This is a genomic window from Rudaea sp. (assembly GCF_036560865.1).
Lineage (GTDB): Bacteria > Pseudomonadota > Gammaproteobacteria > Xanthomonadales > Rhodanobacteraceae > Rudaea.
Map to the genome: position 1 here is coordinate 24383 of NZ_DATBQK010000069.1, position 13000 is coordinate 37382.

Consider the following 13000-nt stretch of genomic DNA (forward strand, 5'->3'; position numbering starts at 1 on the left):
GAAAGCCGTCAGCAGATGCGCGCGAGCAATGCCTGCTGCGCCGAGTGCGGCATGTCGTCGCCCGGCGTCACGCGTTCGTAGTGACCGTCGGCGTGCAGGCGCCAGGCCTGCGTGTTGTCGGCGAGATAGTTCGCCAGCCCTTCATCGTAGACGCGCTGAGCGAGTTCGGGATCGAGGATCGGAAAACAGGTTTCGATCCGGCGCAGCAGGTTGCGTTCCATCCAGTCCGCACTCGAACAATACGTTTCCGGCTTGCCCGCATTCGCGAACCAGTACACGCGGCTGTGTTCGAGGAAGCGGCCGACGAGCGAACGCACGCGGATGTTTTCCGAAATGCCGGGCATGCCGGGCCTGAGCGTGCAGGCGCCGCGCACGATCAGATCGATCTGCACGCCGGCCATCGAGGCCTTGTACAAAATTTCCACCACGCTGATTTCGTTCAACGCGTTCATCTTGGCGATGATGCGTGCCGGGCGTCCGCTGCGCGCGTGCGCAATCTCGCGCTCGACCATCGCCATCACGCCCTTGTGCAGGGTGAACGGCGACTGCAGCAGGCGCTTGAGCTTGATCACCAGACCCAGACCGGACAGCTGCTGGAACAGTTTGTGCGCGTCCTCGCCGATATCCTTGTCTGCGGTCATCAAGCCGAAATCGGTGTAGAAACGCGAAGTGACCTGGTGATAATTTCCGGTGGAGAGATGCACGTAGCGGCGCAGACCTTTCTTCTCGCGGCGCACGATCAGCAGAACCTTCGCGTGCGTCTTGAAGCCGACCACGCCGTACACGACCTGCACGCCGGCTTCCTGCAGGCGATTGGCGAGCTGAATGTTCGCCTCCTCGTCGAAGCGCGCGCGCAATTCGACAACGACGGTGACGTCCTTGCCCGCGCGCGCCGCGTCGATCAAGGAGTTGACCAGCGGCGAGTCGTTGCCGGTGCGGTACAGGGTCTGTTTGATCGCGAGCACCCCGGGATCGCTCGCCGCCTGCTTGATCAGCTCCACCACCGCGCCGAAGGATTCGAACGGATGGTGCAGCAGCAGATCGCGCTCGGCGATCGCGTCGAACAGGTTGCGCTCGGCGACGATCGGCGCGGCTAGGCGTGCGGTGAACTTGGGAAATTTCAGATCGGGGCGGTCGACCTGATCGTAGATCGTGGTGATGCGATGCACGTTGACCGGCCCGGCGCAGCGGTAGATCTCGCTTTCGCCAAGCTCGAAATTGTGCATCAGGTATTCGGCGACCGGTTTCGGACAGGTGTCGGCAATCTCCAGTCGCGCCGCGCGCGCAAAGCCGCGTCCGCGCAATTCGTCGCGCAAGGCGAGCGCGAGATTCTCGACATCGTCCTCGTCGACGAACAGTTCGCTGTTGCGCGTGACGCGGAACTGGTAGGCGCCGGTAACGCGCATGCCCGGAAACAGTTCGTCCATGAACTGGTGCAGGATGCTGGAGAGAAAAATGAAATCGTAGGGTTTCTCCGCAACTCCCTCCGGCAGGCGCACGATGCGTGGCAGCGACCGCGGCGCGCGCACCAGGGCCATGTTGCCTTCGCGGCCGAACGCATCCTTGCCTTTGAGCGAGACGGCGAAATTGAGACTCTTGTTGAGGATGCGCGGAAACGGATGCGCGGGATCCAGCCCGAGCGGCGAGAGCACCGGCAACACTTCGTTCTGGAAATATCCCTGCAGCCAGCGGCTCTGCTTCTCCGTCCATTGGTCGCGCGCGATGAAGCGGATGCCTTCGCGGTCGAGTTCAGGCAGCAGGGTATCGTTCCAGAACGAATACTGCGCGGCGACGAGTTCGAGTACGCGCGTACGGATGCGTGCCAGCAGCTCGCTCGGGTTTACGCCGTCGGGCCCGGCCTCGGCATCGCCGAAGGCGACGTGGTGGCGCAGGATCGCCACCTGCACTTCGAAGAATTCGTCGAGGTTGGAATTGGAAATGCACAGAAAGCGCATGCGCTCGAGCAGCGGCACGCGCGCATCCTGCGCCTGCGCGAGCACGCGGAACTGGAATTCGAGCTGGGCCAGTTCGCGATTGAGATACAGCGACGGGTCGCGCAGATTCAGTTCCGCATTGGCGCCCGCGGTTTCAAGTGGCGTACGCGCAGGCTCGGGTTTGTTCGCCGCCGGGGTCGCTTCCGCGGATGCGGGCGATGCGGAGCGCCGGCTGCGCGCAATGAGCGTGGCCGCAGACTGGGCCTGTGGTTCGGTGTCGCCGCCGTTGGCGTGATCGCTCGTCATCTTGGACAGTATCCGCCAAACGCGCGCGGGAATCCGTTAACCAGCGACGTGCGTTGCCGCCGGCGTCGAGTTCCTTCAATGCGCATGCGTTTCATCCATCAATACTTCGGGCGCGAGCAGGCGCTCGCGCGCAAACACGCAACTAAAGGTGCTGCCGACGCCGACTTCGCTCTGGATTTCCAGTCGCGCCTGATGCAGCTGCAACACATGCTTGACGATGGACAGACCCAGGCCCGTGCCGCCGCTTTCGCGCGAGCGGCTGGTCGAGACGCGATAGAAGCGCTCGGTGATGCGCGGCAGATGCTCGGCCGGAATGCCGTAGCCGGTGTCGGCCACGGCGAAGCGTGCGCCGCCGTTCGCAGTGGCCTGCCAGGACAGCTCGATACGCCCGCCTTCTGCGGTGTAGCGCACCGCATTGGAAACAAGGTTCGAGAACGCGCTGTGCAGGTAATCGGTCGAGCCGCGCAGATCGCTGTCGCAGCTCTGCACGATGTCCACCCGATGACGGCCCTGCGAAAGACCCTCGGCCTCGCGCCTGAGCGTGGACAAGAGCGCGCGTATCGACACGCGCTCGGCGTCGTTGATCTGCTGCTGCGCTTCCAGGCGCGACAGGGTGAGCAGGTCCTCGACGATCTGGGTCATGCGCCGCGACTGGCCGCGCAGGTCGGCGAGGACCGGCGCCAGTTGCGGCATGACTTCGGGTTCGAGCATTTCCAGATATCCGTGCAACACGGTCAACGGTGTACGCAACTCGTGTGACACGTTGGCGACGAAATCGCGACGCACCTGTTCCAGTCGCGCCAGCGGGGTGACGTCGCGCACGACCAGCAGCAGGTGGTCGCGCGAATACGGTATCAGGCGGAACGACAGGCGGATCGCCTCGTCCAGGTTGGATGCGACCTCGCGCAGTGGTTCCTGGGCCGGATCTTCGGTCAGCCAGGAGCGCACCGGCAGCGGCAGGAATCCGTCGATATGCGCGCCGCGGTCGCGCGGTGCGGCGAGGCCGAGCAGGCGCGCGGCGGCTTCGTTGAACCAGACCACGCTGCGTCCGCGTGTGAGCACCACGACGCCGTCGGGCAGGGCGGCGGCACCCTCGCGGAACGCACGCAGCAGGTTGACCAGACGCCGCTTGCGCGAGCGCTCGGCATGCAATTTAGTATACATGTGCGCTGAAATATCCGACCACACGCCACGATCCTCCGGCGGCGGTCGGCGCTGGCGCGAGCGCAGCCACGACTGCATCTGGTACAGGCTGACCAGCGACCACACCGAATAGCCGGACAGGGCAATCAACGCGGCGTACAGGGGCGCGCCGAACCACCAGCCGACGGCGAGCGAGACCGCAAGCAGGACGACGAAACGCCCGAGCGAAACCTGCCAGGCGTGGCTTTGCAGAAAATCCAGATGCATCGGGGACGGTTGCCTGATCGCGGATGCGCACAATTATACTCCTATGCGCAATGTTTCCCTTCTCCCACCGGGAGAAGGTGCCGAAGGCGGATGAGGGAAACGCCTTGCACGTCGGTGTTGCGTGGAATCACCAAATGCTTCTCCCTCATCCGGCGCTGTCGCGCCACCTTCTCCCGCGGGGAGAAGGAAACGTCAAGCCGACGGCGTGGTCGAAAAACGGTAGCCGGCACCGCGCACGGTCTGCACGAGCTCGTCGCAGCGATACGGTTCGAGCGTCTTGCGCAGGCGGCGGATATGCACGTCGACCGTGCGTTCCTCGACATAGACGCTGCCGCCCCAGACATAGTCGAGCAGCTGGCTGCGCGAATACACGCGTTCGGGATGGGTCATGAAAAAATGCAGCAGGCGATATTCGGTCGGTCCGATCGGTACGCTGACTTCGCCCGCATGCACGCGGTGGGCGGCGCTGTCGATCCTGAGCGCGCCGATGGCGACCACGCCGTCGGTATCGGCGCCGTGCGCGCGGCGCATGACCGCATTGATACGCGCGATCAGTTCGCGCGGCGAAAAAGGCTTGACCACGTAATCGTCGACGCCGGCCTCGAGGCCGCCGACGCGGTCGGCCTCCTCGCCGCGCGCGGTGAGCATGATGATCGGCACGTCGCGGGTGAGTTCTTCCTTGCGCAGGCGGCGCGCGAGATCCAGACCGCTCATGCCCGGCAACATCCAATCGAGCAGGATCAGATCGGGCACGCGCTCAACGATCATCGTCTGCGCCGCGCGCGCATCTGCGGCGTGGCTGGGTTCCATGCCGGCCTTGCGCAGGGCAAAGGCGACCATGTCGCGGATCGCGGGCTCGTCTTCGACGATCAGGATATTTTTCAGCACGAGTTCAAGCCTGTCCTGCGCCGGGGGGCGGCGCTTTGTTGCAGATTTGTGCTATTGCAGCGGTTAATTGTTACGGCTCGATGACGGCGCGCCGCAATCGTTGGTCGTGGCTGGTGCCTCGGACAGGTTCTGCAATGCGGAATTGCTGCCCGGCCAGCCCGTTGCCGCATTGCCCAAGCCTGCGTCTTGATCGGCCCGGTAGCCATTCGAGCGGAAGCCATTCGCGCCGAACCCGTTCGGCGTGGGCGCCAGCGGCGTCGCCTGTGCACTGAAACGCAAACCGGACGGATTCTTCAGGCAGGTCGCGCTGAATTTGCCCTGGTCCGCGGGCTTGATCTTGTGCCGGCGCAGATCGAGCACGAGCGGAGTCATCTGCGCGATCAAGGCTTCGACGCGCGTGCGCTGGTAATAGTTGAGGTCGCCACGCTTGGAGATATCCTTCAGCTGGTTCAACGCATCTTCGGCGCGGCCGTTGAGATAGGCGGCCGTGGCGTGTGCCTCGCCCGCGCGCACGCTGTCGCCGGCCAACTCGCAGGCGCGCGCGAAGCTGGTCTGCAGGTCGGGATCCTCGTCGTCCTTCGACAACTGCGCGCGCAACAGTTCCTGCGCCTGCTTGCCCGCGGCCTTGTCGCCGTGCTGCACGAGCGCATCCGCGTGCGCAAGGGCGAGCGCGCGATTGCTCGGAAACGTCTTCTCGGCGCGCACATAACGCTGCAGGGCCTCGTCGCGCGCACCCGAGTAAAGTTCCGCATTGCCCAGCGCAATCTGGAAAACCAGATTTTCGGGTTGCGCTTCGGCGAGTTTCTGCAATGGTTCGATCGCCTGTTTCGCTTTTCCGGCCTGGATCAGGGCGAGCGCGTAACCGTAGCGATTGGCCGGCGTATTGAACTCGGCGTGATTGCGCAGGTTGTCGGCGTAGTAGGTAACCATCTCGGCCGGCTGCGCACTGGCGAGTACGCGCACGCGTTCGCGCATGAGCAGGAAATAGGCCTGGTTCAAAGCGCGCTGGCGCGCACGCGCCTGCGGCGATTCAAACCTGACGGCGGAATCCGATGCGATCGACGCGATCAGGGACGCGGCGTGCGGCGCCTCTTTTGACGCCACCGACGTGGCGGAACTGTCCGCGGCGGTGGTATCGCCGACACAGGGATGGTCGCCTTGGCAGGGCAATTTGGATGTGCTCGTGCCGCCGGCTTCCACGTTGCCTACGCTCACACTGTATGTGTTGTATTCCTTCTTGATCACGTCGGCGCGCGCCTTGGCTTCGCTGATGCGTTGCGTGGTGACTGGATGGTCCATCAGCAGGGCAGGCACGTCGTTCTCGTCGAAGCCCGGGCGTAGCGCGCGCTGCATGCGTTCGAAGAAATCGGCCATCGCGTCCGGATCGAATCCCGATTTGGCGAGCGTGTAGATGCCGACGCGATCTGCCTCGGCTTCGTCCTGACGGGTGAAGTTGATCTGCATCTGGGCCGCGAGCCCCTGCACCGTGGCCATCGCACCGATACCCGAGTTGCTCGAACTGTAGGGGCTCTGATGGCTGGACGCAGCGATCGCCCCGATCATCGCAAGGATCATCAACGGCTCCATCTTCTGCTCGGCTTCGACCGCGCGAATCAAATGATTCTGCGTGATGTGCGAGATTTCGTGCGCGAGCACGGCGGCGAGTTCATTCTCGGATTCGGTCGTGGTGACGAGTCCCGCATTTACGCCGACGAAACCGCCGGGCAGGGCGAACGCGTTGATATCGTTGTCGCGCACGACGAAGAACGTGAACGCCTGATCCGGCTGCGTGCTGTTGGAGACGAGGCGATAGCCGAGTGTGTTCAGATAATCCGTGAGCAAGGCATCATCGAGGACGCCGCTCTGGTTGCGCAATTCGTGCAGCACATAAAAACCGTACTGGCGCTGCTCCTCGGGTGAGGCGATCTGGCCGGCCGAACTGCCGAGATTCGGCAGGCGCGTATCGGTTGCGTTTGCGTTGCCGCAGAGCAGACCGAGTGCGGCCACAAGCAGGATTAGCGGGAAGTTTTTCAACAACATTGCCTGGAATCGAAGGTGGGGCCGATGGGTTGGATTACATTACTCCTGCCAGGGTTCCGCATCCACCATGCATCCACGATTGGCGAATGCGCGCTTAGCCGGCGTTTATGCCCACCGCACCTGCGAATATGCACATCGCAAGGGCTGGAAATGTGCGGCCGCAGCCCCCACACTTCAACCGTGCGCGCGGGTGAAATCTCGCGGCGTGTTGCCAGTGCCCCGGACGGGAACCAGACGGAATCAAGCATGAGCGCGAAAGTAGAAATCTATACCGGCCCCAGCTGCGGCTCCTGCGTCGCGGCGAAAACCCTGCTCAAGCAAAGGGGCCTGAACTACGAGGAGATCCGCATCGACACGGATCCGGTCAAGCGCGATGAAATGCTGCAACGTTCCGGGCAGCGGCGCACGGTGCCGCAGATCTTCATCAACGACCAGCATATCGGTGGCTTCGAGGAGCTCGCCGCCGCCGACCACAGCGGCAAGCTCGCGCAGATCATCGGAGCCGCGACATGAGTACCGGCGCGCGCAAGCGTCCGGCCAAGGCCGTCACCGCGAAGAAAAATCGCGTCAGGGAATTCAGCGAATTCCGTCAGCGCATGAACGAGCGAATTCTTGCCGAGGACAACCAGGTCGTGCGTCGCTTCTTCGCGCTCGATACGCAGACCTACAAGGACGGCGCACTCAATCTGAAAACCAAGGAGCTGCTCGGCCTCGTCGCCTCGCTCGTGCTGCGCTGCGACGACTGCATCAGTTATCACATCGCTCAGTGCCGCGAAGCCGGCGTGAACCGCGCCGAGTTTTTTGAAACGTTCAGCGTCGGCCTCGTGGTCGGCGGCTCGATTGTCATTCCGCACCTGCGCCGCGCCGTGGATTTTCTCGATCAACTCGACGCAGACGCTTGAGTTAAAAACAAAGGGCCACCGCGAACGACGCAAAAGACGCAAAAATATCGAGGAAGAAAAAGCCGGTAAAAAATTCCTTTGTTTTTTCTTCGTGTCCTTCGTGTCCTTCGTGGTAAATCTTGCGCTTTGCTTGTGACTCTCCTACGTTCACCGCAATAATGCGCTGCATTTTTCGACGCAACAGCGAGCTTTCCCATGAGTGACAGAACAATCGCGGTGATCCCGGGCGACGGGATCGGCCCGGAGATCATGCGTGCGACCCTGCGCGTGCTCGATGCGCTCGATCTCGGTCTCAAATACGAGGTCGTCGAAGCGGGTCTCGCCGCGCAGGAAAAATACGGCGAGCTGTTGCCGGCGGCGACGATCGAGAGCATCGCCGGGCATCGTGTCGCACTGAAGAGTCCCTTGACCACGCCGGTCGGCGAAGGCTTCACCTCGATCAACGTCGCGCTGCGCCGGCGCTTCGACCTGTATGCCAACGTGCGTCCGGCGATCTCGTTTCCGGCGACCAAGTCGCGCTATGAAAACATCGATATTCTGACCGTGCGCGAAAATACCGAGGGCGCCTATATCGGCGAAGGCCAGCAGGTTTCCGCCGATGGCGACACCGCGACGCTGACGCAGAAAGTCACGCGCAAAGGCTCCGAACGCATCGTGCGCTACGCCTTCGATCTCGCGCGCCGCGCGGGCCGGCGCAAGGTCACGATCATGCACAAGGCAAACATCCTGAAGTCGACCTCGGGCCTGTTCCTCAAGGTCGCGCGCGAGGTATCGGCGCAGTATCCCGATATCGAGCACAACGAAATGATCGTCGACAACTGCTGCATGCAGCTGGTGATGAACCCGTGGCAGTTCGACGTGATTGTCACCACCAACTTGTTCGGCGACATCATTTCCGATCTGTGCGCCGGGCTGGTCGGCGGCCTGGGTCTCGCGCCCGGCGCCAATATCGGCGTGGATGCGGCGATCTTCGAGGCGGTGCACGGTTCCGCGCCGGATATCGCCGGCAAGGGCATCGCCAATCCGTGCGCGCTGCTGCTTGGCGCCTGCCAGATGCTCGGCCATCTCGGCATGGAGGATCATGCCAACCGCGTGCGCGTGGCGATCCGCGCGACGCTGACTGCGCGCGACCGCGTGACGCCGGATCTAGGCGGTACCGGCACGACGGACAGCTTCGCTGATGCGCTGATCGAGCGGCTGGCAAAACCCGCTGCGTAATTCGAACGGTGCGCGGCCGCGCCAGTTTATAAACCTATACTTTTATCTTCGCTCGATATGGCCCAGCACGCGCTTCGCGCTTTTCCCCAGTGGCGTTGCTCGGCGCAGACAGGATTGCACATAGCGCTCGGCGCGGCGCGCCGATTGCAATGGCGTGTGCTTGAGCGCGAGTCCAGCGGCAAGCGCGGATGAGAGAGTGCAACCGGTACCGCGTGCTTCGAACGGCAGTCGCGCGTGTTCGAAACGCGTTTCGGAGTTTGCGTTGATAAAGTAGTCGCGCACGCGTGCTGTTGCGTCGCCAAAATGTCCACCCTTGAGCAGCACCGCGCGTGCACCATCCTGCAGCAGCGCGCGCGCGGCCTCGCGCATTTCGCGCGCGGTGCGGATTCGGCATCCAAGCAAGGCTTCGGCTTCGGGGACGTTGGGCGTAACGATGTCGGCGAGCGGCAACAACGTTCTGCGCAACTCATCCAGGCCGCGCGCCGTGAGCAGCCGGCTGCCGCTGCTCGAGATCAGCAGCGGATCGAGCACGATATTGCGCAGACGCTGCGCACGCAGCCAGCGGGCGACGGCGCGGATGTTCGCCGCGTTGCCGAGCATGCCGATTTTCACGGCCGCGATCGGGAAATCCGTGCTCAGTGCGTCGAGTTGAGCCAGCAACAGCCTGCTCGGCAGGATACGTGTCGACTCAACCGTGCGCGTGTTCTGTGCGGTGATCGCGGCGATCGCGGTCAATCCATGGACTCCGAGGGCCGCGAACGTCTTCAGGTCGGCCTGGATTCCCGAGCAACCGCCGGAGTCCGATCCCGCAATACTCAACACACAGGGAATCAGGGAGCGATTGGACACGCGCGATGTATCCGTCGTCTGTTGCTAAATTGCAACGCGGGGAAGCGGCTGCAGTTGCTTGGTACCCACAAGTTTCCCAATTGCAGCGCCATCTTAACTTTCTCTTAAGGCTTGACGGAGTGTAGCTTTTTTGCCAACATTCCGCCCAGGTCAGAGGGCGACAAAGCTCTTTGTGTCCGGGGGCTATGCGTCAAACACGAACCAGGCAATCAATTCTCGCGGCTGCGATAGCCCTTGGGCTCTCGCTGACGGGAGGCTTTGCGTCCGCGTCCACACCGACGCGCAAGGCAAGCGATACGGCTGCGGTATCCGCGACGTCAGCATCCGCGATCGCGGGTGAGCTGGCCGACACCGCCGGGCTGATCGATACCTGGCGCGACTATGCGCTGAGCAGCCTGAAGACGAATTTTTCCTGGGCGAGCGATCCGGCCGAAGTGGTCCAGGCGCCGTCGGTTTTCAACCGCGGGCGTTCGAACTTGTCGCGCTCGCCGGCGCTGCATTTGCCGGAAACCTCATTGTCGCAGGACAGCGGACTGCATGTGGCGATGCAGTCGACGCACGTCACCGACACGCCGCTTTACGCAACGGGGGAAGCGTCCAGTCTTCTGCCCGACTACTCACCCGGCCTGCGCCGTTTGATCGTGGCGCCGTCGTTTACCCGTCAGGTTGGCGAGTCCAGTTCGTTCAGCGTGGCCGCGATTCTGGCCTATCAACGCCTGGCAGGATTCGATCTGGCCGGTGCGCCCGGGATCGCGGGTTCGCTGCTCACCCCGACGCAGTTTCCCAATGGCGAAACCGCGTTCGGCGCCGCGGCACGTTTTGATTTCAGCCATGCGCTGTCCGATTGGGCCAGCTGGCAGGTGGGCTATCAGTCGCGCGTGAACATGGACAGCTTCAATACATACCAGGGTTTGTCCGTGCGCCCGGGCAGTTTCGACATTCCCGCCAGCACCAATATTGGCTTGGGTTTGAAGATCACATCTGATCTACGCGCGGACCTTGGCGTCGAGCGCATCATGTACAGCGATGTCGCTCCGCTGATCAGCACGAGCCTGCCTCCGCGCCTGCTCGCGCAGTTGGGCGGCAGCCGCCTGAGCAGTTCGTTCGTCTGGGAAAATCTCATCGTGCGCTCGCTGGGCCTGAGCTGGCACGCGGGAGCTGTCGGCGATCTCGGCCTGCGCTACACCACGCGCCAGCAGCCCTTGCCGACGTTGCCGCTGTTGCAGCAAGCGTTGGCCCCGGATATTTCCTCGCGCAGCTGGGAATTCAGTTTTGCGCGCGGATTTGGCCAGAACTCGACGCTGCGTCTGCTCGGCGTTTACGCGCCGATTCAATTGTTCGGCGCGCCGCTGACCAGTTACAGCCTGAGTGGCGGTTCCGGGAGCAACCAGGTGCGCGTCGAAGGTCTGTGGACAACGACATTCTGAGTCGCTGATTTCCGCAACATTCCATTGCAAGGGAGCGTCATAGCTCCCTTTTTCGTTTTGGGCGACGCAACCAGGTGCGGCTACAGCATCTCGGATGCGTAATCGGCCAGCCGCGAGCGCTCACCGCGGCGCAAGGTCACGTGTGCGGAATGCTGCCAGCCCTTGAATCGATCGACGGCGTAAGTGAGCCCCGACGTTGTCTCGGTGAGATAGGGTGTGTCGATCTGTTCGACGTTGCCGAGGCAGATGATCTTGGTGCCCGGACCGGCGCGTGTGATCAGGGTTTTCATCTGTTTGGGTGTCAGATTCTGCGCCTCGTCGATGATCAGATAGCGATTGAGGAACGTGCGCCCGCGCATGAAATTCATCGCCCGGATCTTGATCCGCGATGCGAGCAGATCGTTCGTCGCCGCGCGGCCCCATGCGCCCCCTTCCTGCGGCGTTGCCAGCACTTCGAGATTGTCGGTCAGCGCGCCCATCCACGGGGTCATTTTTTCTTCCTCCGTGCCTGGCAGGAAACCGATGTCTTCGCCGACCGAGACGGTCGCGCGAGTCATGATGATTTCGCGATAGCGCTGCTGGTCCATGGTCTGCGCAAGTCCCGCGGCAAGCGCGAGCAGGGTCTTGCCGGTACCCGCGGTACCGAGCAGGCTGACGAAATCGATGTCCGGGTCCATCAGCGCGTTGAGCGCGAAATTCTGCTCGCGGTTGCGCGCGGACACGCCCCAGACCGCGTGCGATCCGCTGCGGAAATCGTCGATGATTTGCAGGGTGGCGAGACCATCATGAATGCGCAGCACGCGCAATTCGATTTCGTTGTCGCCGGGAAGGTATACAAATTCCTGCGGGTACCAGTTTTCGTCCTTGCGCAGCTTGATTTCGTAGAAGGTATGCCCGCGCTCCGACCACGAGCGCACTTCCGGATGGCGATCCCAGAAATCCGCAGTCAGCTGGTGGTGGCCCGCCGGCAGCAGGCTGAAATCGTCGATCGCGCGGTCGTTTTCGTAGTCCTCGGCCGCAATCCCGTAAATCGACGCCTTGATGCGCAGGTTGATGTCCTTCGACACCAGCACGACCGGTACGTCGGGTTTCTGCTCGCGCAGATCGAGGATCGAGGCGAGAATGAGATTGTCCGGCACATGCTTCTTTTTTGCCGCGCCGTTGATCGGAACCAGATTCTGCGTCTGGAAGTATAGACGTCCAACTCCAGCGGGGCGATCGAGCTGCAGGCTCTTTGGCAGCCTGAGTTCGAGCCCCTGGTCGATGTGCTTGGCATCGCCGTGCTCGATCAGTTCGTTGATGAAGCGGCTGACCTGGCGCACGTTGCGCGAAACCTCCGATGTGCCCTTCTTGCCCGCATCGAGTTCCTCGAGCACGGTCATTGGCAGGAACACGTCGTGTTCCTCGAAGCGGAACAGGGCAGTCGGGTCGTGCATCAGCACGTTGGTGTCGAGCACGTAAATGCGCTTGCCTCGGGTCATGCGGAAGTCACCGTGGTGGAATTGTGAAGGAAAGAAGCCGCACCGCAGTCTGCGGTGGATTTGTTGCAGGGAGGTACGTCACTTGCGCTCGGCATCCAGCGCATCGAGCACGGCCGCGGCATGGCCGGGCACCTTCACTCCGCGCCATTCGCGCAGCAGGCGCCCGTCGGGACCGATGAGGAACGTGCTGCGCACGACGCCGAGATAGTGTCTGCCGTACAGCACTTTGTCGTGAATCACATCGAAGGCGCGGCACCAGGTTTCGTCGGCGTCGGCAACGAGATCGAAGGACAACGTCTGTTTCTTGCGAAACCCCTCATGCGACTTGAGCGAGTCGCGCGATACGCCAAGCACGATCGCGCCGCGTTTGCCGAAGTCCTTCTGCAGATCGCGGAAATCCTGCGCCTCGCGCGTGCAGCCGGTGGTGTTGTCCTTCGGGTAGAAATATACAACGATGAATTTACCCTCGAGCTTGCGCAGGGAAATTTCGCCGCTGGTGCCGGCGCCGGAAAGGTCGGGAATCTTGTCGCCTGTCTTCATCGCGA

At 62.7% G+C, this 13000-nt stretch carries 12 protein-coding genes; 4 read left to right on the forward strand and 8 right to left on the reverse strand.

Features of this window, described 5'->3' with window-relative positions; genetic code table 11:
• Positions 1-8 precede the first annotated feature (8 nt).
• The 4 genes from ppk1 to VIE67_RS07350 form a co-directional block, all read right to left on the reverse strand.
• Positions 9-2240 (reverse strand): polyphosphate kinase 1, encoded by a 2232-nt coding sequence (gene ppk1, locus VIE67_RS07335; protein ID WP_332024768.1) that lies wholly within the window; start codon positions 2238-2240, stop codon positions 9-11.
• A gap of 75 nt (positions 2241-2315) precedes the next feature.
• Positions 2316-3650: a phosphate regulon sensor histidine kinase PhoR gene (gene phoR, locus VIE67_RS07340; RefSeq protein ID WP_332024770.1), complete on the reverse strand. Its 1335-nt coding sequence runs from the start codon at positions 3648-3650 to the stop codon at positions 2316-2318.
• Positions 3651-3842: 192 nt separating this feature from the next.
• Complete coding sequence (phoB, locus tag VIE67_RS07345) at positions 3843-4538, reverse strand: phosphate regulon transcriptional regulator PhoB (RefSeq protein WP_332024772.1); 696 nt, start codon at positions 4536-4538, stop codon at positions 3843-3845.
• A 63-nt stretch (positions 4539-4601) separates the two neighbouring features.
• Positions 4602-6578, reverse strand: coding sequence for a M48 family metalloprotease (locus VIE67_RS07350; RefSeq protein ID WP_414707311.1), 1977 nt, complete (start codon positions 6576-6578; stop codon positions 4602-4604).
• A 246-nt stretch (positions 6579-6824) separates the two neighbouring features.
• Here VIE67_RS07350 and grxC point away from each other — a divergent pair, with 246 nt between their 5' ends.
• Positions 6825-7091, forward strand: coding sequence for a glutaredoxin 3 (gene grxC, locus VIE67_RS07355; protein ID WP_332024776.1), 267 nt, complete (start codon positions 6825-6827; stop codon positions 7089-7091).
• Positions 7088-7480 carry a carboxymuconolactone decarboxylase family protein gene (locus VIE67_RS07360; RefSeq protein ID WP_332024778.1) on the forward strand — a complete coding sequence of 131 codons (393 nt, stop codon included), beginning with the start codon at positions 7088-7090 and terminating at the stop codon, positions 7478-7480. Before grxC ends, VIE67_RS07360 begins: the two co-directional genes overlap by 4 nt.
• 1 nt (position 7481) lies before the next feature.
• On the opposite strand, the gene VIE67_RS07365 is transcribed toward VIE67_RS07360, so the two are convergent.
• Positions 7482-7649 (reverse strand): hypothetical protein, encoded by a 168-nt coding sequence (locus VIE67_RS07365; RefSeq protein WP_332024780.1) that lies wholly within the window; start codon positions 7647-7649, stop codon positions 7482-7484.
• Between the two features lie 26 nt (positions 7650-7675).
• On the opposite strand from VIE67_RS07365, the gene VIE67_RS07370 reads away from it, so the two are divergent.
• Positions 7676-8698 carry an isocitrate dehydrogenase gene (locus tag VIE67_RS07370; RefSeq protein ID WP_332024782.1) on the forward strand — a complete coding sequence of 341 codons (1023 nt, stop codon included), beginning with the start codon at positions 7676-7678 and terminating at the stop codon, positions 8696-8698.
• A 42-nt stretch (positions 8699-8740) separates the two neighbouring features.
• Here VIE67_RS07370 and thiD read toward each other — a convergent pair whose 3' ends face one another.
• On the reverse strand, positions 8741-9547 hold the full coding sequence (thiD, locus tag VIE67_RS07375) for a bifunctional hydroxymethylpyrimidine kinase/phosphomethylpyrimidine kinase (RefSeq protein ID WP_332024784.1): 807 nt from the start codon (positions 9545-9547) through the stop codon (positions 8741-8743).
• Between the two features lie 185 nt (positions 9548-9732).
• Here thiD and VIE67_RS07380 point away from each other — a divergent pair, with 185 nt between their 5' ends.
• Positions 9733-10974: a hypothetical protein gene (locus VIE67_RS07380; protein ID WP_332024786.1), complete on the forward strand. Its 1242-nt coding sequence runs from the start codon at positions 9733-9735 to the stop codon at positions 10972-10974.
• Positions 10975-11054: 80 nt separating this feature from the next.
• On the opposite strand, the gene VIE67_RS07385 is transcribed toward VIE67_RS07380, so the two are convergent.
• Positions 11055-12455 (reverse strand): PhoH family protein, encoded by a 1401-nt coding sequence (locus tag VIE67_RS07385; protein WP_332024787.1) that lies wholly within the window; start codon positions 12453-12455, stop codon positions 11055-11057.
• A gap of 78 nt (positions 12456-12533) precedes the next feature.
• Positions 12534-12995: a peroxiredoxin gene (locus tag VIE67_RS07390; protein WP_332024788.1), complete on the reverse strand. Its 462-nt coding sequence runs from the start codon at positions 12993-12995 to the stop codon at positions 12534-12536.
• Between the last annotated feature and the right edge of the window lie 5 nt (positions 12996-13000).